Here is a 21,625-nt window from a genome sequence, read left to right on the forward strand (position 1 = left end):
ACGGACGCGGGTACGGATGCGGGCACGGGCCGGTCCGGGGCGCGCCGCCGTCCGGGGCGCCGGTTCGCGGCCGTCGCGGCCTGCGTCCTGCTGGCTGCCGGCTGCGCCGAGGCCGGCACCGCCGGCACCTCCTCGGCGGGCGGTGGCAGCGGCTCGAAGAGCCCGGTCAAGGTCGGCCTGGTGTACTCCAGGACCGGGCCGCTCGCCGCGTACGGCAAGCAGTACCTGGAGGGCTTCAAGGCCGGGCTCAGCTATGCGACCAAGGGCACCGGCGCGGTCGACGGGCACACGATCGAGTTTGAGGAGCAGGACGACGCCGGCGACCCGGCCAAGGCGGTGTCGGCCGCCAAGGACCTGATCGGCAAGGGCCACAAGATCCTGGCCGGCTCCACCGCCTCGGGCGTCGCCCTCCAGGTCGGCCCGATCGCCGCCCAGAACAAGGTGCTCTTCATCAGCGGCCCGGCCGCCGCCGACAAGGTCACCGGACTCAACAAGTACACCTTCCGCTCCGGCCGCCAGTCCTACCAGGACATCAGGGCCGCGGCCTCGTTCGTCGGCGACGCCAAGGGCAGGAAGGTCACCGTGCTGGCTCAGGACAGCGCCTTCGGGCAGGCCAATGTCGCCGCGGTCAAGGCCGTGCTCGGCACCCAGGGCGCCACGGTCGACGCGGTGCTCGCCCCGCCCAGCGCCACCGACCTGACCCCGTTCGCGACCCAGGCCAAGACGGCCAGGCCCGACCTGCTGTTCGTCGCCTGGGCCGGCGACAGCTCCTCGGCCCTGTGGACGGCCCTGAACCAGCAGGACGTCTTCGCCGAGACCAAGGTCGTCACCGGCCTCGACCTCGCCGCGTCCTACCCGCTGTTCGGCGCGGCCGGGGAGAAGATCTCCTTCCTGAACCACTACTTCGGCGGAGCCGCCGGTACCCCGGTGGAGAAGGCCATGGAGGAGGCCGTCACCGCGGGCGGCGGCAAGGCGGACATCTTCACCCCGGACGGGTTCACCGCCGCCCAGATGATCGTGCACGCCATCGAGGCCAACCACGGCTCCGCCGAGGACACTTCGGCGCTGGTCAAGGCGCTGGAGGGCTGGAGCTTCGACGGGGTGAAGGGGAAGACCACGGTCCGCGCCGAGGACCACGCCCTGCTCCAGCCGATGTTCCAGGTCCGACTGACGGGCACCGGCGCGGCCGCCAAGCCCTCGGTCGAGAAGACACTGGCCGCGGACGACGTGGCGCCCCCGGTCACCCCGATGGCGGGCTGATCCGGATGACCGGTCCCGTCTCCCCGTCCACCGCTGCCGCTGCTGCATCGGTGGGCGCTGCCACCGCCGCAGCCGCTACCGCAGCGCCCAGCGAGGGCACGCCGGTGCTGCGACTGAGCGGCCTCGGTTGGTCCGTCGGAGGGGTGCCGATCGTCGAGGACGTCTCGCTCTCGGTGCGCGAGGGCGAGTTCATCGCCTTCATCGGCCCCAATGGTGCGGGCAAGACCTCCCTCTTCAACCTGATCTCCGGGATCTACCCGGCGAGCCGCGGCAGCCTGGAGCTCGACGGTACCGACATCACCGCCGAAGCGGTGCACGCCAGAGCGCGTCGCGGGCTTGGCCGCACCTTTCAGACCTCCTCCCTCTGGCCCGGCATGACCGTGGCCGACCATGTGCGCCTGGCGGCCCAGGCCGCCGCCGGGCCGCGCGCCTCGTACCGGCTCTGGCGTCGCGCCGACCGCTACGAGGGCCAGGTGGCGGACACCCTGGAGCGCACCGAACTCGCCCATCGCGCAGATGCTTTGGCGAGCGCTCTCTCCCATGGTGAGAAGCGCAAGCTCGAACTCGCCGTCCTCCTGGTATCCGACCCGCGGCTCATCCTGCTGGACGAGCCGATGGCCGGTGTCAGCGCGGAGGAGGTGCCGGCCCTCACCGCGCTGATCCGCTCCGTACACCGCGACCTCGGCCGCACCGTACTGATGGTGGAGCACCACATGGACGTCCTGCTCGACCTGGCCGACCGCCTTGCCGTGATGCACCACGGCACCCTGCTCGCGCTGGACACGCCGGAGGCCGTCATGGCCGATGCCACCGTCCAACAGGCCTACCTGGGGGAGGCGTTGTGAGCGACTCCCCTCTTCTCCCTCCTGGCATCGAACCCGAACCCGAACCCGAACCCGGATCCGAAGCCGCAGTCTCGGTCTCGGTCCTGCCCTCCGTGCCTCCCGCCCCTCCCGGCGGGCCCCTCCTTTCCGTCCGTGATCTCCGGGTGGTCGTCGACGGGCTGCACATCCTTCACGGGGTCGACCTCGACGTGGCGCCGGCCGGGGTCACCGCCCTGCTCGGCCGCAACGGCGCCGGCAAGACCACCACCGTCAAGGCCGTCATGGGCCTCGTCCCGCGCACCGGCAGCGTCCTCTTCTCCGGTGTGGAACTCTCCTCTCTGCCGACTCATCTGGTGGTCCGTCAGGGCATCGGATACGCCCCGGAGGACCGCGGGATCTTCGCCGGCCTGACCGTGGCCGAGAACCTCCGTCTCGCCGAGCGGGACCGCGCCGGCGAACCCGCCTACCACCTCGTCCACGAGCTGTTCCCCGAACTCAAGCAACGTGCGGGCCAGTTGGCCGGGACGCTCTCCGGAGGCCAGCAGCAGATGGTGGCGATCGGCCGGACCCTGCTGAACCGCAACCGGTTGATCATCGCCGACGAACCCACCAAGGGCCTGGCTCCGAAGATCGTCGCCGAGGTGGCCGACGTGCTGGCGCGAGCGGCCGAGGCCGTGCCCGTTCTCCTGGTCGAGCAGAACCTCGCCCTCGTCCGCCGCCTGGCGGGCAGCTGTGCCGTTCTGGCCGACGGCCGCACCGCCCACCAGGGCGGCACCGCCGACCTGCTGGCCGACGAGGAGGCCGCCCGCCGCCTGTTGGGTGTCGGCGGCCACCGCCCGGCCGGCCGGGCCCCGGCCGCCCCTGCTGTCACCGCGGAGGTGAACCCCTGATGGACACCGTTGTCCTCCTCGCTTGTACCGGACTTGGGCTGGGTGCCCTGTACTTCCTCGTCGCCTCCGGTCTCTCGCTGATCTTCGGTCTGATGGACGTGCTCAACTTCGCGCACGGCGCCCTGCTCTCCATCGGCGCCTATGCCACCTGGTGGGCCGGTACGGAGGCCGGCCTCGCCTTCTGGCTCGCCCTGCCGTTCGGCACGCTGGTCGGGACGGCCGCCGCCGTCCTGCTGGAGCTCTTCCTGATCCGGCCGCTCTACAGCCGGCCTCGCGACCAGATCCTTGCCACCGTCGGCGTCGGACTGGCCGTGCCCGCTCTCCTGATGGGCATCTGGGGCGCGGACGCCAGGCCCTTCCCCCAGCCGGCCCTGCTCTCCGGCACCTGGCACCTGCTCGGTGCGACCGTCCCGGTCAACCGCTTCGTCCTCGTGGCAGCGGCCGCGCTGCTCCTGCTCGCTCTTCGGTTGTTCCTCGCCCGTACCCGCTACGGGCTGATCGTCCGGGCCGGCGTCGAGGACCGGGCCATGGTTACCGCGCTCGGCATCGATGTGCGCAAGGCGTTCACGCTCGTCTTCGCCATCGGTGGGGCGGCCGCCGCGCTCGGCGGAGCCCTCGGTGGCCTCTACTTCGGTTCGGTCAACCCCGGCCAGGGGACCGGGCTGCTCATCTTCGCCTTCGTCGTCGTCGTGATGGGTGGAATGGGCTCCGTCACCGGGGCCGCGGTGGCCTCGGCGTGCGTGGGCCTCGTCCAGCAGTTCGCCAACTACTACACCGCTGCGGGGCTCGGCGACCTCTCGGTCGTCGTCCTGGTGGCCGTACTGCTCCTCGTACGACCCCGCGGCCTCACCGGGAGGCTCGCGTGAGCACCAACACCTCGATCACGGGCACCGGTGGCACCGCGGCCGACCGCACCGCTGCCACTTCGGCAGGGGGGACTGTCACCAGCCCTGCCGAGGACCATTCTGGACGAGCGGACAAGGGCGGCACCATCCCTCGAACAGGTGAATCATTCACCGAGCGCTCGACACCGATGCACCGAGCGCTACGCTGGTGGCCGATCGCTCTGCTGATCGTGCTCCTTGTCGCCCCATACAGTGCGCTTCCCGTCCCGGGACTGCTCGACGGCCCGCTCGGCAGCCCCGGAAGTCTCCAACTCATCGCCCTGTTCCTGCTCTACGGGGCCCTTGCCACCGGCTACGACCTCCTGCTCGGCCGGACCGGACTGCTCTCCTTCGGCCACGCGCTCTACTTCGCGACCGGCCTCTACGCCACCAACCTCGCCATGCTGGAGCTCCGGCTCCCCTTCGCCGCGGCGGCCCTCTTCGGCGTCGCCTGTGCCGTCGTGCTGGCCCTGCTGCTGGGCGCGGTCAGCCTCCGGGTCACCGGTATCGGGTTCTCCATGGTCACGCTGGCCTTCGCGCAGGCGGGTTCGATCCTCGTCCAGCGCAACCCCGGCGGCATCACCGGCGGCGAGGAGGGCCGGTCCGCGCCCGCCGAGCGCCTGCCCGCCGCCTTCCTCGGCATCGAGAACACCGCCAACCTCTACTGGATCGCCGTCGCGTACCTGGTGCTCACCGTGGCCGCCGTCCACTGGGCCGTCGGCTCGCCGACCGGGCGGGTCTGGGAGGGGATCAAGGAGAACGAGCGCCGGGTCGAGGTGCTCGGACTGCGGCCCTACGGCTACAAGTTGGTCGCCTTCGTCCTCGCCGGGGCGCTCGCCGCCGTGGGCGGGGTGGTCTACCTGCTGCTGACCGGCGGCGCGACTCCGCAGGCCGCCACCTCCGATGCCACGCTCTCGCTGCTGGTCATGGTCGTCCTCGGCGGATCGGGCACCCGATGGGGGCCGTTGCTCGGCGGTGTCCTCTACACCTGGGCGGGCCACCGGCTCGGTGACCTCGCCAACTCCGCGGCCATCGCCGACCTGCCCGCCGTGCTGCGGGTCCCGCTCTCGCAGCCGCTCTTCCTGCTGGGCGGCCTCTTCGTCGCCGTGGTCTACCTTCTGCCCGGGGGCCTGGCCAGGCTGCCCGCCCGCGTCCGCGCCGCCCGTTCCGACCGCTCGGCCCGGCTCGGCGGCGGGGCCGGATCCCACCCCGCCCGTCCCACCGGAGGTAGCCCCGCGTGAGCAAGTCCCTGCTGCAGCCCGAGGTGCTGACCGTCCCCGTTCCCGGTGGGGACCTGGCCGTACTCCGCTGGCCCGCCACCGTGCCGGAGGCCCCGACCGTCGTGGCGGTGCACGGCATCACCGCCAACGGCCTCGCCTGGTTCGAGGTCGCCCGCAGGCTGGCCGGCCGCGCCACCCTCCTCGCCCCCGACCTGCGCGGACGCGGAGCCAGCCGCGCCGTGGAGGGACCGTACGGACTGGCCCGGCACGCGGACGACGTCGCCGCGCTGATCACCGCACTCGACCTGGGCCCGACCGTCGTCGCCGGCCACTCCATGGGGGCCTGGGTCACGGCGCTTGCGGCGGTTCGCCACCCGGAGCTCGTCAGCCGGGTGGTACTGGTCGACGGCGGGGTCAGCTTCCCCCTGCCGGAGGGTGTCCACGAGGGGGACGCCCTGGCCGCCGTGCTCGGACCGGCGCTCGCGCGACTCTCGATGACCTTCCCGGACCGGGACGCCTATCGCGCGTTCTGGCAGCAGCACCCGGCCTTCGACGCCGACTGGTCGGAGGAGATCGACGCCTACACCCAGCGCGACCTCGTCGGCACCGAGCCCGAACTGCGCTCGTCCTGCGTGCTGGAGGCCGTCCAGACCGACGGGGCCCAGGTCCTGCTGGACGAGGAGGCGGGTGCCGCGGTGCACCGGCTGCCGTGCCCCGGTGAGCTGCTGTGGGCGGAACGCGGCCTGCTCGACGAACCGCAGGCCCTCTACGACAGCAAGCGGATCGCGGCCGCAGGGCTGGACCCGGCCCGCGTGGTGACGGCGTCACTCGTGCCGGACACCAACCACTACTCGATCCTCTGGGGCCGGGCCGGGGCCGAGGCGGTGGTGCGAGGCCTGCTCGGCGAAGGGCCCGTCGCCGGCTGACAGGCCCGCCCGGACCCCGGACCCCGGACCCCGGACCCCGGACCGGCGCGGGAGTGCTGTCCCAGCCGGTCCCGGGTCCGGGCGGGGCGCCCGGCCGGTCAGCCGGCTGCCCCCAGGAACCCCTCCCACCCGCCGGTCGGCGCCTGGCCGACGTTCAGCGAGCGAAGCTTGCGCAGCGCGGACTGGTCCTGCGCCTCCAGCCAGTCGACCAGCTGCCGGAAGGACACCAGGCGGACGTCCGGCTTGTCCGCGATGGCCTTGAGCGTCTCCTCGACGGCGTCCATGTATATCCCGCCGTTCCACTGCTCGAAGTGGTTGCCGATGAAGAACGGCGCGCGGTTGCTCTCGTAGGCGCGGTTGAACCCGGCCAGGTAGGCGTCCCGGGCCTGGGTGCGCCAGTCGTTGTACTTGGCCGGGTCGCCCTTGGTGCTGCCAGCCGACTGGTTGGCCAGGATGTTGTAGTCCATCGAGAGCACCTGGAAGGCGTGCCCGGGGAAGGGGATGCTCTGCAGCGGGAAGTCCCAGATCTTGCCGTCCTGCACCTTCTGCGGCCATATCTGCAGACCGCCGGCGGAGCTCGCGTCGTACCGCCACCCCAGCTTGGCGGCGGTCGGCAGGAGGGCCTTCTGGCCTTCGAGGCACGGGGTGCGGCCGCCGATCAGCTCCTTCTTGTAGTCGAAGGGCAGCGGGTCGACGTCGGTGAACCCGGTGTTGGTCCGCCACTGGGTCACGAAGGAGACGGCCTGCTCTATCTCGCTCTGCCAGTCCTCGGGGGACCACTTGTTGACGCCGTTGCCGTCCGAGCGGGTCGAGCAGAAGTGGCCGTTGAAGTGGGTGCCTATCTCGTGGCCGGACAGCCAGGCCTGGCTGATGAGCTTGAGCGTGCTCTTGACCGCGCCGTCCGAGAGGTACGGGATGTCGGAGGCGCCGACCGAGTGCTTCGGCGGGTGGTACAGGTCGGACTTGCCCTTGGGGAGGGTGTATATCCCCGAGAGGAAGAAGGTCATCGAGGCCTTGTGCTCCTGGGCCAGCTTCAGGAAGCGGGGGAACTGGCCGTCGTCCGTGCCGCCGGCGCCGTCCCAGGAGAACACCACGAACTGCGGCGGCCGCTCGCCGGGCTTGAGCTTCTCGGCCTTCGGCTGGTTCGGCTGCGGCCCGGTGTCGGAGGTGGAGCCGTCTCCGATGGGCGTCCCCTTGACCCCGCTCTTCGTCGGGTCGGGCGTCCCGGTCTGCCCGGTGCCGCCGGCGCTGGTACTGCCGCCGGGCGACGGGGAGGAACTCGACCCTGAACTCGATCCGCCGCTGGAACAGGCCGCGACCGCACCGAGAGCCGCAGTGGCGGCGGTGGCGCTGAGCATGGTCCTGCGCGAGATGCTGGTCATGGTCTCCCCTGATGCCGCTGGCCGGGTACTCCTTGGGGCCATTGGGCCGTACCGGTCAAATCGGGCAAATTGATGAATACTCCGGCGTTAGCTTGCCACGCGGACACAGGGGCACCAAGGTGCCGAAGGTCCACTGCTACTCATCACGCCCGCCACGCCCGGCCGGGCTGCGACGGGCGGCCATCTGTTGCCGTCCTGTGACGATGTGGGCTCCCGCTGGGCATTGCGCCGCGTCCGTCCTTCCGTTCGCTCGCGGGGGCGCGGAAAGACGGACGCCCCGAACCCGTGCGGGCCCGAGGCGGTGCGTGGTGTGCGGTGCGCGGTGACGCGCTAGGAGAGGACGAGCCGGCGGTTGCGGCGAACGATGCGGGCGATGGCCGTACTGACCACGGTGGCGGCGGCGCAGGAGACCGCCATGCTCAGCCAGGCGGTGTCGAACCAGTGGCTGTTGAGCCAGCCCAGCGTCACGATGTAGGCCGCCCAGACCAGGCCGGCCAGCGCCGACCAGCGCAGGAAGCGGCGCGGGTGGTGGGCGGGGGAGTGGCCGATGGCCAGGTCGAGAATGGTCCGCCCGGCCGGTACGAACCGCGCGATCACCACCATCGCGGCGGCCGCCCCGGTGGTCCGCCCGTCCAGGGCCTGCTGGACCCGGGCCACGCTGGCCGCCAGCTTCGGACGGTGGTCGAGCCGTCGCTGCAGGGAGGGAGCGCCCCGTTGGGCCAGCTGGAGCAGCAGGAGGTCGCCGAGGAAGGAGGCCACCGCCACGCCGAGCCCCAGCAGTACCGGGGCGCCGTCTATCTGTGCCGTCTTGAGCACGGCCAGGATCACCAGCGTTCCGCTGGGAATGAAGGGGAGGAAGGCGTCGCCCAGAACGGCGCAGAGTGCCAGGGCGCAGATCCATGAGGATCCGATCACCGTCGCGATGTCCAAGGTCCAAACTCCCTCCAGGCTGCCCAGGGGGAGCAGGTGGCTGCAGGGGACAACGCTAGCGCCTCGACTTTTCATGCCATGAAGGACCCCGGGTATCCACGGGTGTGCGATCCGTCACAAGACGCGAGCCCCCGGGGCGGGGTGCCGCTCCGGGGGCTCGCGGGGATCGATCGGCGCTGGTCCAGCCCGACGACCTTGCTGGTGGGCGCGGACCCGTTCAGGTGATCCGCTCCTGATCACTAGCGTGCCGGAGGTCGGTGGCCGACCGCGAGTCCTGCGGCTGGCGACTTCCCGCGCTGGCGTGAAGTCGCCACGCGTGCACGCCTGCTGGCGGAGCGTCAGCCGAACGGTCGGTAGGTGTGCGGTGCGCGGTCCCGCATCCGGTGCCGCGGGCCGGGAACAGTGGAGCCGGGGCGATGGTTGGTCCACGTCGGCAGAAGCGACCGCCGGCCATGGGCGCGGTCGTTCGGAGACGGCCAGGAGGACGGACGGCATGAGCACCGAGGACCAGCAGCAGGGCGGGCCGGGCCCGCAGGCCCACGCGGCGATCCGGGGCGTCGTCCGAGGTTCGGCCCCCGCGCCGCTCTCGATTCTCGACCTGGCCACCGTCGGGGTGGGCTACACCCCGGCCGAGGCGCTGACCGCCACCACGACCCTGGCCCGCAGCGCGGAGGAGTGGGGCTACCACCGCTTCTGGGTGGCCGAGCACCACGGCATGCCGGGTGTCGCCAGCTCCACCCCCGCCGTGCTGCTGGCCCACCTCGGCGCCCACACGAAGACGCTGCGGCTCGGTTCGGGCGGCGTGATGCTGCCCAACCACGCCCCGCTGGCGATCGCCGAGCAGTTCGGACTGCTGGAGGCCCTGCACCCCGGCCGCATCGACCTGGGGCTCGGTCGCGCCCCCGGTACCGACCCCGCCACCGCCCGGGCCCTGCGGCGCGGCCTGGCCGAAGGGGCCGACGACTTCCCCCAGCAGCTCGCCGAGCTGACCCACTTCCTGGACGGCGACTTCCCCGACGGCCATCCGTACGCCCGGTTGACGGCCGTCCCCAAGGGCGAGGGGCGGCCGCCCGTCTGGCTGCTGGGCTCGTCGGGCTTCAGCGCCCAGCTGGCCGGTCGACTGGGCCTGCCGTTCGCGTTCGCGCACCACTTCAGCAGCGTCAACACCATCCCGGCCCTGGACCTCTACCGCTCGGCCTTCCGCCCCTCGGCCGTGCTCAGCGAGCCGTACGCGCTGATCGGGGTGAGCGCGGTCGCCGCCGAGGACGAGGCCACCGCCCGTCGGTTGGCGCGCTCGGCGGCGCTCGGGATGCTCCGGCTGCGCAGGGGCAGCCCCGGCCCGATCCCCACCCCGGAGGAGGCCGAGTCCTACCCGTACAGCCCGGTCGAGGCGGACTTCATCGACGACTGGCTGGGCAACGTGGTCCTGGGCTCGCCGGGCGAGGTCGCGGACGGGCTGGAGTCCCTGCGCAAGCGGACCGGCGTGGACGAGCTGATGGTCACCTCGCACATCCACGGCCACGAGGCCCGGTACCGCTCGTACCGGCTCATCGCCCAGGCGTACGGACTGACCGGGGACGGCGGCCCCGCCTGATCCCCGCCCCGGCCGGCCTCCCCGGAAGGCGCCTCCCGGTAGACGCCCCGGGAGGCGCCTACCGGGAGGGCACACCTACCGGGGGCCCGACCCGGGCCGGCCCTGACGGAGTATGGCCGCGACGAGCTCGGCCTCGCCGGGCCGGGCGAAGTACCAGCCCTGCGCGGTGTCGCAACCGGTCAGCCGCAGCCGCTCCGCCTGCGCCGCGCTCTCGATGCCCTCGGCGGTGACGGTCAGGCCGAGGGTGTGGGCCAGCTGCACCATCGCGCCGACGATCTGCTCGTCGGCGTCGCTCCGACGGGAGTGCAGCGCCGGGAGGTCGGGCCGGTCGGCGCGGCCGGCGGGCGCCGGATCGCGGAAGCCCTCGATGAACGTGCCGTCCAGCTTGAGCACGTGCACCGGCAGCCGGGACAGGTAGGCCAGGTTGGAGTAGCCGGTACCGAAGTCGTCGATCGCGATCCGGATGCCCATGTCGGCGAGCGCCTGCAGGGCCTGCAGGGGCCGCCCGCCGGGGCCGAGCAGGGCGCTCTCGGTGATCTCCAGCTGCAGCAGCCGGGCGGGCAGACCGGTGAGTTCGAGGACCTGCGCCACATCGGCGACCACGTCGGAGTCCCAGATCTGGCGGGCGGCCAGGTTGACGCTCACGAAGGTCTCGGTGTCGGGGAACTCGGTGAGCCAGCGCTGCGCCTGGCGGCAGGACTCCTCCAGGACCCACTTGCCGAGCGGCACGATCGCGCCGGACTCCTCGGCCAGCGGGATGAAGCGGTCCGGTGAGAGCGTCCCGTAGCGGGGGTGGCGCCACCGGACGAGGGCCTCGGCGCCGTGCACCGCACCGTCGGCGAGACCGACCAGGGGCTGGTACTCGATGGTGAACTCGCCGCGTTCCAGCGCGGGCCGCAGTGCGGTGGAGAGCAGTTGACGGGTCAGCTGGTGGGCGCCCCGGTCCGGGTCATGGAGGGTCCAGCGGGCCCGGCCGTCCGCCTTGGACCAGTACAGGGTGGCGTCGGCGTCCTTGACCAGGTCGGTGGCCGTGGTCTCGTGGACGGGCCGCTCGACGACGCCCACGCTGGCGGTCACCACCAGCCGGTGCCCGGCCACGTCGAAGGGGGGCTCCAGCGATTCCAGGATCCGGGCGGCCAGTTCGGTCAGCTGGTCGCTGCCGGTGCTGTCGGTCACCAGGACGGCGAACTCGTCCCCGCCCATCCGGGCCACCAGCCGGGCACCGTGCTCGGAGAAGCCGCGCCGCAGCCGGGTGGCGACGGCGACGAGCAGCTGGTCGCCGATGTGGTGGCCGAGGGTCTCGTTGATGGCGGCGAAGCCGTCGAGGTCCAGGTAGCACAGGCCCACCCGCCGCGGGTCGGATGCTGCGAGCGCTGCGAGCGGCACCTGGACAGCGCCCGCACCGCGTCCCGTACCCCCGCCGGGCTCCCCGGGCCCGGCACCGTCCTCGGGCCCGGCGCCGTCCCCGGGCCCTCCACCGTCCCCGAGCGCGGGACCGCCCAGGGCCTCGCCCGCCTCCGGGTCGCCGGCCGCCAGGCAGGCGGCGTCGAGCCGCTCGAAGAAGAAGGTCCGGTTGGGCAGCCGGGTCAGCGGGTCGTGCAGGGCCTGGTACTCCAGGCGGTCGCCCAGCCGGCGCTGCTCGGTGATGTCCTCGACCAGGGCCAGCGTGTAGAGCGGGCTGCCCGCGCCGTCCCGGATCAGGGAGATGGTCACCTTGCTCCACACCGTGCGGCCCTCGCGGTGCCTGAGCTGCTTCTCCACCCGGAGCCGGTCGCGCTCGCTGCGGACGAGTTCGGGGAAGAGGTGCTGCGGCATGCCCTCCGGATCGATGATGTCGTGGAGGTGGGTGCCGACCAGCTCGCCGACGCCCCGGCCGAGCAGGGCGGCGAACGCCGGGTTGACCTCGATGATCCGGTCCTCGGGGTCGATCAGGGCCATCCCGATCCCGGCGTCGCAGAAGGCGGCCCGGAACCGCGACTCGCTGGCCTGCAGCGCGGCCAGCAACCCGTCCGTGCCGTCGGGCGGCCGGGCGGCGGCGCCGTCGACCGCCCGCTGCGGCTCGTCCGCCAGCGGGGTCGCGCAGGTGGGGCAGAGGTCGAGGGCGGTACCGATCCCGGTGCCGGCGGAGGGGCCGCGGACGTCGTCCAGAGCGGTGCCCAGAACACCGTTGGCCGGTTGGAGGCTCGGTGACAGCAGGCGGTGACGGTGTCGCGGTTCCTCGTGCCGCACGCCTGGGCGGTGTGCGTCGGCCCCCTCGTTCTGGCCCGGCACGGCATGCTCCCGTCCGCTGCTGACGCCTGATGCTTGACGCTGGATCGGCTGGTCGCCCGGGACTGCGGCGGCCGGCTCCCGCGCTCTGTGGAGGTCCTCGGAGTCCGGTGCGCAACGCTCGTCGTGGAGCGGTGGCGGGGGAGTCCCGTGAAGAACAGGGCGCTGCGGCCGATCATAGGACGCGGTGGCAACGCGCGGTGACCGCCGCCAGGGTGATTCGCCCGCTTTCGGGTCAACTGTGGCGGTACATACGGACGCCCCTGGTACACATCACATGATGTGCACCAGGGGCGTGTGCGCCCAGCGCGCGCTCTCGGGCGCCGGTTGAGCGCCGCGTGTGCCGTGCCGGGGCCGGGTCTCGCGGGCCCGGGCGGAGCGTCAGGCCAGCTTGGCCGTCAGGGTGATGGTCGTGCCGGTCAGGGCCTGGCTGACCGGGCAGTTCGCCTTGGCGTCCTCGGCGGCCTTCACGAAGCCCGCCTCGTCGAGGCCGGGCACCTCGCCGGTGACGGTCAGGTGGATGCCGGTGATGCCGGTGCCGGGCTGGAAGGTGACGTCGGCCTGGGTGTCCAGCTTGGTCGGCGGGTTGCCGGCGCCGGCCAGGCCGTGCGAGAGGGCCATCGAGAAGCACGCGGAGTGAGCGGCTGCGATGAGCTCCTCCGGGCTGGTCTTGCCATTGGGCTCTTCGGCCCGGGCCGGCCAGGACACCGGGTACTCACCGATGCCGGAGGAGGCGAAGGTCACCTGGCCCTTTCCTTCGAGCAGGTTGCCTTCCCACGCGGTGCGTGCGGTGCGGGTGGTTGCCACGATCGGTACCTCCAGTACTGAGGACTGCTGAGTCGTCACTTCCGGTCATGCCGCGCACCAGACTACGGGCAGGCCGGGGGCCGGTCACAAGCGGCGCCGGGAGCCCCGTCGCCCGTCGGCCGCCGGGCGGGGCCTCGGATCCACCGCCCCGGCACCGGTCTCGGCCGTCCATCGGTCCGTATGCCGTCCGGATCGTGGACAGGTACGCCAAATGGTGCGGAACCGTGCCGGGTGCCCTGTTAGATTTGCCCGGGCCCGAGCCCGGCCGCCAGGACGGTCGGGTGCCCACCACCAGACAGCCGCGGAGCCGCCCCGATGACGGATCACCCCACGACCCCCGATGCCGGCCTGCCCGAGGGGATCGCCGATTCCGTCCGGGCCGAGCTGACCAGCCTGCGCGAGAGCATCGACAACATCGACGCCGCGGTGGTCCACATGCTGGCCGAGCGCTTCAAGGCGACCCAGCGGGTCGGCCGGCTCAAGGCCGAGCACAAGCTGCCGCCGGCCGATCCCGCTCGGGAGCGGGACCAGATCCGGCGTCTGCGGGAGCTGGCCGCCGGGGCGCACCTGGATCCGGTGTTCGCGGAGAAGTTCCTCAACTTCATCATCGCCGAGGTCATCCGACACCACGAGGCCATCGCCCGCGCCTGAGAGCGGACCCGAGTGCGGCCCCGGGTAGGGCCCAGGGTAGGGCCCGGAGTGCCGACCGGAGGACGGGCCCACGTCCGGGCGGGCCGCCCCGGCGGACCCGGCCCCCGCGTCGGACTGAGCTAAATGCCCGATTTCGCGTGGCTTCACGGTTGGCGTAGCGTGCAGGTTCCCCAGCCGGAGAGGTGGAGCAGCGACGATGGTGGTGAACCTGCCCGAAACGCACACCGATGCCGGGGCCGGTCCGGACCCCGCTGCCGGCGGCGGTCGGAGCGGCGGCGGCGGGCACCGCGCCCCTGGCGGCCGAGCCGAGGCCCGTCGGGCGCGCGGCCGCCGGGCGTCGAAGTCCAGGCGGGAGGGGCGCCGACACCGGCCGTGGTGGATCGAGATCCCCGCGATGGCGGCGGTCGGCCTGCTGGTCGCCCTGCTGATCAAGACCTGCCTGTTCCAGGTGTTCACCATCCCGTCCGGGTCGATGGAGAACACGCTGCGGATCGGCGACCGCGTCGGGGTCAACAAGCTCGCGCCGCTCACCGGCTGGGAGCCGAAGCCCGGCGAGCCGGTGGTCTTCAAGGACCCGGGCGACTGGCTGCCGCCGCAGCCCACCGGTGGGAACCCGGTCTCCAACGCGGTGGGCTCGGTGCTCGGCTTCGTCGGCCTGGTGCCGCCGAAGGACGACAACTACCTGGTCAAGCGGGTCATCGCGACGGGTGGCCAGACCGTGCAGTGCTCAGGCAGCACGCTGACCGTCGACGGGGCGAAGGTGGTCGAGCCCTACCTCCACCCCGGCGACGACTCCTGCGCCGGGCTGGACTTCGGCCCGGTGACGGTCCCCGCGGGCCACGTCTGGGTGGAGGGCGACCACCGCAGCGACTCCGCGGACTCCCGGTACCACCAGCGCGGTCCGGGTGGCGGCGCGGTGCCGGTGGAGAACGTGGTGGGACCGGTGTCGGCCGTGGTGTGGCCGCTCAGTCACCTCGACTGGTTCGGCTGGGTCGGCCACTGACCGCGTGCTCGACGGCCCGGTCGGACCCCGCGGTCGGCCGCTGATCCCCGCCCCCGCCCGACCCGGCGGACGTGCTTGAACCGTCCGACCCGGCAGAAGCACCCACTCCCGCGGAGCCGCTCACCACAACCGGTTCGCCCACCGCGGCCGGCTTGCTGGACTGGGCCGCGAAGGCGCCGGCCAGCACGAGCAGACCGCCGGTCATCTGCGGCAGGCCCAGGTGCTCGCCGAGCAGCACCCAGGCGGTCACGGTGGCGACGATCGCCTCCAGGTTGGCCACCACCCCCGCGACCGGGGGAGAGAGGTGCCGGACGGCGATCACGCCGGTCAGGTAGGCGAGCACGGTCGCGACCAGGATCATCCAGGCGGCCGGGATCAGGGCCGGCAGCGTGTGCCCGTTCATCACGACGTCCCCGCCGAGCAGGCTCCAGTCGGCCTGCCAGGGGCGGGTGGCGACGGTGAGGACGACCGAGCCGATCAGCAGGCCGTAGGCGCTGACGGCGAGCGGGTCGACCGGGCGGTCGCCCTGGCCGGCGGCGTCCGCCATGACGAAGTAGCCGACCTGGCAGCAGGCCGCGCCGAGGGCGAACAGGACGCCCAGCGCGTCGAAGCTCAGGCCGTTCCAGACCTCCACCACACAGGCCAGTCCGGTCACCGCGACGCCGGCGCCGATGGCCGCACCCCGGCTGATCGGCTTGCGCTGGACGAACTTGACGTACCCGATGAGCAGCGGCGGACCGAGGTACTCGATGAGCAGGGCGACGCCGACCGGGATCCGTGAGATCGAGGCGAAGTAGCAGGCCTGGACACCGGCCACGGCGAGCAGGCCGAAGCCGAGGAGCAGCCCGGGCCGCCGCAGCACGGCGGCGCGGTGGCGGTAGGCGAGGGGGAGGAGGAACACGGCGGCGCCGGTGACCCGGAGCCAGACCACGTGGAGCGGCGAGAGGCCGGCCTCGATCAGCGGTTTGGCCGCGGTGCCGGAGCCGCCGAAGGCGAAGGCGGAGACCAGCGCGAGGGAGAGGCCGAGGGTTCTGCCCGATGAGCTGCCGAGCGAGGGGTTTGAGCTGTGCACTGACGAATTGTGACAGTCATACCGGCGATTCTGTAAGGCGCCATTTCGGCATTCGGTCCTGCCTGCAACTGTGCGCGATGGCAGATTCACGGAGGATCGCGCCGGCCCGCCCGGCGGTGTCCGACGGACACCGCCGGGCCGGGTGGTCCGGTGTGCGGCGTGCGGCTACTGACCCGCGCCCGCGTCTGCCAGGGCGGCCGAACCCGAGCCCGAAGCCCCGTCCGTACCCGATCCCGTGCCGCTGCCCGTGCCTCCCGACGGCTGGGGTGCGGTGGTCGGGCCCGTGGTCGGAGCGGTGGTGGGCCCCGTGGTGGGCGAGGGCGTCCGGGTCGGGCGACCGGTCGGCGGCGTGGTCGGCTGCCGGGTCGGTTCCGGGGTGGGGGCGGTGGTCGCTCCACCGCCGGAACCCGAACCGCCCTGCCCGCCGGACGCCCCCGAACCTCCCGAACCTCCCGAGGACCCCGAACCCCCCGAGGACCCGGACGAGCCCGATGACCCGCCGGAGCCTGCCGATCCGCCGGAGCCGCCGTCCGCCCCCGGCGAGGCGCCGGAACCCGCACCGCCCGGGGCGCCGCCGGTCGGACCGCCGCCCGGGGCCGCCGGGGTCGAGGCCGGTGCGGACGGGGTCGCGGAGCCGCCCGGGATACCGCTGCCACCCGACCAGGAGTCGTCCGCGTCCGAGGGCGAGGTGAAGTCGGTGACCGGCTGCCCCTTCAGCGCCGCCTTCATGTAGGCGGTCCAGATCTGCGCGGGGTACTGGCCGCCCGCCGCGCCGTCGATCCCGCCGGTGCCGCTGAGGCTGACCTGGGAGCCGCTGGCCGGGTCCTGGCCGAACAGCGCCACGGAGGTCACCAGCTCCGGGGTGTACCCGACGAACCAGACCGACTTCTGGTCGTCCGTGGTGCCGGTCTTGCCCGCCACCGGACGGCCCAGCGCCTTCGCTCGCCAGCCGGTACCGCCCGGGTCGCTCACCACGCCCTGCAGCATCGCGGTCACCTGCTGGGCGGTCTCCTCGCTGATCGCCTGCGTGGTCTTGTGGGCCGGCAGCGACAGCTGCTCGCCCTCGCGGTCCACCGACTGCACCAGCCACGGGGTGATCTGCCTGCCGCCGTTGTCCAGCGTGGCGTACACGCCGGCCATGTCGAGCACGCTCGGGTTGGCGGTGCCCAGCGGGATGGAGGAGACCAGGTCCAGGCCGGGGGTGTTGCTGGGCAGGCCCAGCGCGATGGCGGTGTCCCGGACCCGCTGCAGCCCGGTGTCCTGGGCGAGCTGGGCGAACACCGAGTTCACCGACCAGTCGGTGGCCTGCTGGAGGGTGACCTGTCCGTAGTTCTTGTCGCCCTCGTTCGGCGGCGCGTACGGGATGCCCTTGCCGCCGCGGACCTTGCGGCCGCTGGTCCCGTCGTACACCGTGCGCGGTGTGACGAGCTGGCCGGACTGGGTCCTGGCGTCGTTCTCCAGGGCCGCGGCCAGCGCGATCGCCTTGAAGGTGGAGCCGGCCTGGTAGTCGCGCCGGGTGGCGTTGTCGATGTAGTGCTTGGTGTAGTCGACGCCGCCGTACAGGGCGACCACGGCGCCGGTCTTCGGATCGACGGAGACGGCGCCGGCCTGGGCGGCCGCGTCCTTCTTCCGCTTGTCCGGGTTCAGGGTGTCGTGCAGCTGCACCTGGACCGAGTCCTGGAGGGCCTGCTGGCGGGCCGGGTCGACGGTCAGCCTGACGGTGTAGCCGCCCTTGGCCAGCTCGGCCTCGGTGATGATCCGGTTCGTGGTGAGGTAGTCGGTCGCCGCGTTGACCAGGTAGCCGGCCTGGCCGGAGAGGCCGAGCTGGGTCTGCGGGTCCCTGACCTCGGGGAAGGCGGTGGCGGCGCGCTCCTCGGCGGAGAGCCAGCCCTCCTTCACCATGCCGTCCAGGACGTAGTTCCAGCGGTTGACGGCGTTCTGCTTGCCCGCGGCGGTCGCGGTGGCCACGTCGTAGGCGCTCGGCGCGTTCAGCAGGGTGGCCAGGTAGGCGCCCTGGGCGGGGTCGAGCGCGGCCGCGTCGACCCCGAAGTACTGCTGGGCGGCGGCCTGGATGCCGTAGGCGCCGCGCCCGTAGTAGGAGGTGTTGAGGTAGCCCGAGAGGATGTCGTCCTTGGTCTCGGTGGCGTCCACCTTCATCGCTATGAAGAGCTCCTTCACCTTGCGGGTGACGGACTGCTTCTGGCTCAGGTAGGTGTTCTTCACGTACTGCTGGGTGATCGTCGAGCCGCCCTGGGTGCCCTCGCCCTTGGCGGTGTTGACGGCGGCGCGGACCAGGCCGGACACGTTGACGGCGCCCTCGTGGTAGAAGTTGCGGTCCTCGGCGGCCAGCGCGGCGTGCTGGGCGGCGGGGGAGACCTTGTCCAGGCCCACGTTCTGCCGGTTGGTCTGGCCGGTCCGGGCGATCACCGAGCCGTCCTGGTAGAGCCAGGTGTTGCTCTGGGCGGTCGCGGCGGCGTGGGCGTCCGGCACCTTCACCAGGGCGATCCCGAGCGCGAACAGGCCCACGCCGAGCAGCAGTGCGGCCACGAGGCCGAGCAGGGACATCCGCCAGGTCGGGATCAGCCGGCGCCAGCCGGTGCGCTTCGGGCGGCGAGACTTCCGGCCACCGCCCGAGGCACGACCGCCCGACGACCGGCCGCCGGAGGACAGGCCGCCGGAGGAGAGGCCGCCCGCGGGCCCGGCGCCGGCGAGCCCGCCGTCCGGGCCGGGGGCGGAGCGCTTCAGGCGCTTCACCGGGCGGAGCCGGGCGGCGAAGGGGGACGGCGTGGGCTGGCCGCTCGGGATGTTTCTGGACAAAGCGGCGGCCTTTCCTGCGGGTGGACCGTGCCGACCTGCACAGCCGGGATCGTCGACGGCGAGGGACCTATGTCCCGCTTTCCGGTGTACAGCGCAATACGCGTGGAACGTGCCGGTTGGCTCCACCGAAGCGGCGATCGAGACCGACATCACACGCAAAACGGGCGCTGATGGGCAAAAAAATCGGAGAGCCCCTCGCTGATGCGAGAGGCTCCCCAATGTCTGTGCGCCGCCAGGGACTCGAACCCCGGACCCGCTGATTAAGAGTCAGCTGCTCTAACCAACTGAGCTAGCGGCGCCTGCTGACCTGGAGAACAATACACGGTCCCGGAGGGTGCCTCCCACCGCCGGGACGGGATGCCGGACGGAGTGACCGTTTCCGCCCGGTTGGGGCGGAGTTTGCCGACGGTTAGGGTGGACTCGTGCCCAGCCCCCGCCCCGGCCGCCGGAGCGCCCGGTCCGCCGTCGCCGCCCTGCTGCTGCTCAGCGCGGTGGCGTACACCGCGTGGGTGCTGGAGGTGGTGCTGAGCACGGGCCTCGACCCGGTCCAGGCGTACATCAGCGAGCTCGCCGCCGAGGACCAGCCGCTGGGCGGCCTGTTCCGGGCCACCGACCTGGTGGCCGGCCTCGCCGTGCTCGCCGCGGCCACCACGGCGCTGCTCTCCTTCGACTTCCACGGGCCCGGACCCCTGCACGACCCCGGCTCCCCGCGAGCGGACCCCGTGCGAGCGGGCGGGCACGGCGCACGGCTCTGGGCGATGGCCGGCTGGGCGGCACTCGCGCTCTTCGGCGCGGCCACCGCCGCCGACTCCCGGCTCCCGCTCAGCTGCGCGCCCACCAGCGACGAGGAGTGCGCCGCCCGCGAGACGGCCGGCCTCGTCCCCGCCACGCACACCGCGCACGCCGTGACCAGCAGCCTCGCCATGCTCGGCGCGCTCGCCGGGCTGACCGCGCTCACCGTCGCCGCCCGCCGCTACGGCTGGTGGCCGCCGGTGCGCCGGTTCGGGCCGTGGCTGGTGCTGGCGGAGCTGCTGGCCACCGGCTGGAGCCTCGCCGCGATCGCCGCGTTCGAGGCGGGCCACGGCACCTGGTCGCTGGGCGCGGGCCAGCGCCTGCAGGTCCTCCTGGTCGCGCTCTGGCTGGCGCTGCTGGCGTTCGCCCTCGCGCGGCCGGACGGTGCGGCCGCCGCCCCGACCGGGGCGCGGGCCGGGGGCGAGCGGCGGGAGCCGGTATGACCGCGGCGTTCCTGCGCATCGACGGCACCCCGCTGCACGTGCGGGCCGAGGGCCGCGGACCGGTCTGCGTGCTCAGTGGCGGGCTCGGCAGCAGCTGGTTCGACTGGGACCTCGTCGTCCCCTTCCTCACGCCCTACCGCACGGTGGTCCGCTTCGACCGGCCCGGGTACGGGCTGAGCGCGCCCGAATCCGCGGCCCGGCCACCGGCGACGGCGGCCGGCGAGGCGGGGCGCATCCGGGGCGTGCTGGACGCCATCGGGCTGCGCGAACCCTGCACGGTGGCGGGCCACTCGCTCGCGGGGTTCCACGCCGAGGCCTTCGCCCGGCTCCATCCGGAACGGGCGGCCGGGCTGGTCCTGGTGGACGGCAGCACCGAACCCGGTGCCCGGGCGCGCCCCGTCCCCGGACTGCGCGACCTCGTGGCCCGGGCCGCCGCGGGCGCGGCCACCGCCGTCGCGGTGCCGTACCTGTTCGGGCCCGCCGTGCGCCGGCTGACGGTCCGGGCGACGACCGTCCGGGGCGAGGAGCTCGCCCCGGCGCCGCTGGTCCGGCACTGCTACCGCACCGGGCGGGCGCTGCGCGCGCTGCTCCGGGAGAACACCCGCTACCTCGACATGGCCGCCGAGCTGGACGGGCTGCGCCGCACCGCGCCGCTCGCCGACGGGCTGGCGGTCACCGTGCTGGCCGCGGACGACGGCTGCGACACCCGCCGGACCAGGGAGTGGCTGGACGCCCAGCGCGCACTCGCCGGGCTGCTCGGCGCCGACTTCCGGACCACCGCCCCGGCCGGGCACCTGCTGATGTTCGACCGCCCGGACGCGGTGGCCTCGGCGATCCTGGACACCCGCTGACCGCTCCGGCCCCGGGCCGGCCCCGACCTCCGAGCCGGGGCCGCTACCCGGAGTCCGCGTCGACGGCCCGCCGCACCGCCTGGGCGACCGGCAGCTCCTTGCCGAGCTGCCGGGCGGCCCGCCGGGTCGGGGCGCCCGCAGCGCCCGGGTAGAACCGGCGGTCCAGTCGTGCCGCGGCCACCAGACCGGCCAGCTGCCGGTCGCGCTCGGCCGCCGGGGATCCGTCGGCCGGGCGCTGGAGGGTGGCGGCGACCCGCGCGGCGGTCTCCGTTCCGATGTCCGGCCGGGCCGCCAGGTAGCTCCGGTGCGGCAGCCCGAGGAACCGCCGGGTCTCGACGGTGACCAGCCCGGCGGCGACCAGCCGGTCGAGGTACGGCTGGTACCCGGGCCTGCGCGGTATCCGGCGCAGGGCGAGGTCCAGCCCGTGCCGGCTCTGGCGCTTCCCGGTGTCCTCCAGCCGGGCGAGCACGCCGGCCGCGACCTCGTCGGCGGGGCCCAGCGGGCGGTACCCGGTGATCCGCCGCCCGTCGACGCTGATCGCGCCGGTCACCAGCAGCTCGGCCAGGACGGCGCCCGCGATCACCCGGTGGATGGTGGCGCGGGGGATCCGCAGGCGGCCGTACTCCGGATCGACGCAGAGCAGCAGCAGTTCCTCGGGGATCGAACGGGTGTCGAACGGGGCCACGGGCGGGCACCTCCGGCAGTCGGTCGGCGAGTGGCGGCAAGTGGCGGCCATGGCGGTGGACGGCCGCGCCCCTGCAACCTACCCGCCCCGGAAACGCCTCAGGCCGCCCACCTGAGGTGGACGGCCTGAGACCTGCATGTGCGCCGCCAGGGACTCGAACCCCGGACCCGCTGATTAAGAGTCAGCTGCTCTAACCAACTGAGCTAGCGGCGCCTGCTGACCTGGAGAACATTACACGGGGCGGGGCCGATCCGCCGAATCGCCACCGACCCGCCACGTTCCGTCACGATTGGCGGAACGGGACGGCTGAGCGGGACGGGCCGGCG

18 protein-coding genes and 2 tRNA genes are annotated in these 21,625 nt (G+C 73.2%); 11 read left to right on the plus strand and 9 right to left on the minus strand.

Translation table 11 applies throughout. The features are described from left to right. The first annotated feature begins 87 nt into the window (after positions 1-87). The 6 genes from ACFVVX_RS17795 to ACFVVX_RS17820 all read left to right on the plus strand — a co-directional run bounded on the left by ACFVVX_RS17795 (position 88) and on the right by ACFVVX_RS17820 (position 6,004). Complete coding sequence (locus tag ACFVVX_RS17795; protein ID WP_387946580.1) at positions 88-1,260, plus strand: substrate-binding domain-containing protein; 1,173 nt, start codon at positions 88-90, stop codon at positions 1,258-1,260. A 104-nt stretch (positions 1,261-1,364) separates the two neighbouring features. Next, a complete protein-coding gene (locus ACFVVX_RS17800; RefSeq protein WP_387946436.1) occupies positions 1,365-2,105 on the plus strand; it encodes an ABC transporter ATP-binding protein in 741 nt (246 codons plus the stop codon). Between the two features lie 143 nt (positions 2,106-2,248). Next, positions 2,249-2,974 carry an ABC transporter ATP-binding protein gene (locus tag ACFVVX_RS17805; RefSeq protein ID WP_387946438.1) on the plus strand — a complete coding sequence of 242 codons (726 nt, stop codon included), beginning with the start codon at positions 2,249-2,251 and terminating at the stop codon, positions 2,972-2,974. Beyond that, the gene (locus ACFVVX_RS17810) at positions 2,974-3,840 is read left to right on the plus strand and encodes a branched-chain amino acid ABC transporter permease (RefSeq protein ID WP_387946440.1); all 867 of its coding nucleotides are present in this window, start codon (positions 2,974-2,976) and stop codon (positions 3,838-3,840) included. The genes ACFVVX_RS17805 and ACFVVX_RS17810 overlap by 1 nt, the downstream gene beginning before the upstream one ends. A 167-nt stretch (positions 3,841-4,007) precedes the next feature. After that, positions 4,008-5,099, plus strand: coding sequence for a branched-chain amino acid ABC transporter permease (locus ACFVVX_RS17815; RefSeq protein ID WP_387946442.1), 1,092 nt, complete (start codon positions 4,008-4,010; stop codon positions 5,097-5,099). Beyond that, positions 5,096-6,004, plus strand: coding sequence for an alpha/beta fold hydrolase (locus ACFVVX_RS17820; protein ID WP_387946444.1), 909 nt, complete (start codon positions 5,096-5,098; stop codon positions 6,002-6,004). Before ACFVVX_RS17815 ends, ACFVVX_RS17820 begins: the two co-directional genes overlap by 4 nt. Positions 6,005-6,102: 98 nt before the next feature. Here ACFVVX_RS17820 and ACFVVX_RS17825 read toward each other — a convergent pair whose 3' ends face one another. After that, positions 6,103-7,386 carry a hypothetical protein gene (locus tag ACFVVX_RS17825; RefSeq protein WP_387946446.1) on the minus strand — a complete coding sequence of 428 codons (1,284 nt, stop codon included), beginning with the start codon at positions 7,384-7,386 and terminating at the stop codon, positions 6,103-6,105. Between the two features lie 330 nt (positions 7,387-7,716). Further along, positions 7,717-8,316, minus strand: a complete 600-nt coding sequence (locus ACFVVX_RS17830; protein WP_387946448.1) for a DedA family protein — start codon at positions 8,314-8,316, stop codon at positions 7,717-7,719. 493 nt (positions 8,317-8,809) lie between these two features. On the opposite strand from ACFVVX_RS17830, the gene ACFVVX_RS17835 reads away from it, so the two are divergent. Then, positions 8,810-9,910 carry an LLM class flavin-dependent oxidoreductase gene (locus tag ACFVVX_RS17835; protein WP_387946450.1) on the plus strand — a complete coding sequence of 367 codons (1,101 nt, stop codon included), beginning with the start codon at positions 8,810-8,812 and terminating at the stop codon, positions 9,908-9,910. Between the two features lie 75 nt (positions 9,911-9,985). Here the strand turns inward: ACFVVX_RS17835 and ACFVVX_RS17840 are convergent, their stop codons facing one another. Both ACFVVX_RS17840 and ACFVVX_RS17845 read right to left on the minus strand, forming a co-directional pair. Next, the gene (locus ACFVVX_RS17840; protein ID WP_387946452.1) at positions 9,986-12,139 is read right to left on the minus strand and encodes a putative bifunctional diguanylate cyclase/phosphodiesterase; all 2,154 of its coding nucleotides are present in this window, start codon (positions 12,137-12,139) and stop codon (positions 9,986-9,988) included. A 420-nt stretch (positions 12,140-12,559) separates the two neighbouring features. Next, positions 12,560-12,985 (minus strand): OsmC family protein, encoded by a 426-nt coding sequence (locus ACFVVX_RS17845; RefSeq protein WP_387946454.1) that lies wholly within the window; start codon positions 12,983-12,985, stop codon positions 12,560-12,562. 315 nt (positions 12,986-13,300) lie between these two features. On the opposite strand from ACFVVX_RS17845, the gene ACFVVX_RS17850 reads away from it, so the two are divergent. Together ACFVVX_RS17850 and lepB are read left to right on the plus strand one after the other, a co-directional pair. Then, positions 13,301-13,636, plus strand: coding sequence for a chorismate mutase (locus tag ACFVVX_RS17850; protein WP_387946456.1), 336 nt, complete (start codon positions 13,301-13,303; stop codon positions 13,634-13,636). A 196-nt stretch (positions 13,637-13,832) separates the two neighbouring features. After that, positions 13,833-14,639, plus strand: a complete 807-nt coding sequence (lepB, locus tag ACFVVX_RS17855) for a signal peptidase I (protein WP_387946458.1) — start codon at positions 13,833-13,835, stop codon at positions 14,637-14,639. Here lepB and ACFVVX_RS17860 read toward each other — a convergent pair. From ACFVVX_RS17860 to ACFVVX_RS17870, 3 genes are all read right to left on the minus strand, one after another. Beyond that, positions 14,602-15,711 (minus strand): DMT family transporter, encoded by a 1,110-nt coding sequence (locus tag ACFVVX_RS17860; protein ID WP_387946460.1) that lies wholly within the window; start codon positions 15,709-15,711, stop codon positions 14,602-14,604. The two genes, lepB and ACFVVX_RS17860, sit on opposite strands and share 38 nt — an antisense overlap. Positions 15,712-15,876: 165 nt before the next feature. Next, positions 15,877-18,528, minus strand: coding sequence for a transglycosylase domain-containing protein (locus tag ACFVVX_RS17865; protein ID WP_387946462.1), 2,652 nt, complete (start codon positions 18,526-18,528; stop codon positions 15,877-15,879). Positions 18,529-18,753: 225 nt separating this feature from the next. After that, positions 18,754-18,827, minus strand: a tRNA-Lys gene (locus ACFVVX_RS17870). Positions 18,828-18,950: 123 nt separating this feature from the next. Here ACFVVX_RS17870 and ACFVVX_RS17875 point away from each other — a divergent pair. Together ACFVVX_RS17875 and ACFVVX_RS17880 are read left to right on the plus strand one after the other, a co-directional pair. Next, entirely contained in the window at positions 18,951-19,763 is an 813-nt protein-coding gene (locus ACFVVX_RS17875) for a DUF998 domain-containing protein (protein WP_387946464.1), read from the plus strand. Further along, positions 19,760-20,614, plus strand: coding sequence for an alpha/beta fold hydrolase (locus ACFVVX_RS17880; protein ID WP_387946466.1), 855 nt, complete (start codon positions 19,760-19,762; stop codon positions 20,612-20,614). Before ACFVVX_RS17875 ends, ACFVVX_RS17880 begins: the two co-directional genes overlap by 4 nt. Before the next feature lie 43 nt (positions 20,615-20,657). Here ACFVVX_RS17880 and ACFVVX_RS17885 read toward each other — a convergent pair whose 3' ends face one another. Both ACFVVX_RS17885 and ACFVVX_RS17890 read right to left on the minus strand, forming a co-directional pair. Next, positions 20,658-21,299 carry a GPP34 family phosphoprotein gene (locus tag ACFVVX_RS17885; RefSeq protein WP_387946468.1) on the minus strand — a complete coding sequence of 214 codons (642 nt, stop codon included), beginning with the start codon at positions 21,297-21,299 and terminating at the stop codon, positions 20,658-20,660. A 139-nt stretch (positions 21,300-21,438) separates the two neighbouring features. Further along, positions 21,439-21,512: transfer RNA gene (locus ACFVVX_RS17890), tRNA-Lys, on the minus strand. Positions 21,513-21,625: the final 113 nt, after the last annotated feature.

Origin of the sequence: Kitasatospora sp. NPDC058170 (assembly GCF_042883905.1) — a bacterium.
GTDB lineage: Bacteria > Actinomycetota > Actinomycetes > Streptomycetales > Streptomycetaceae > Kitasatospora.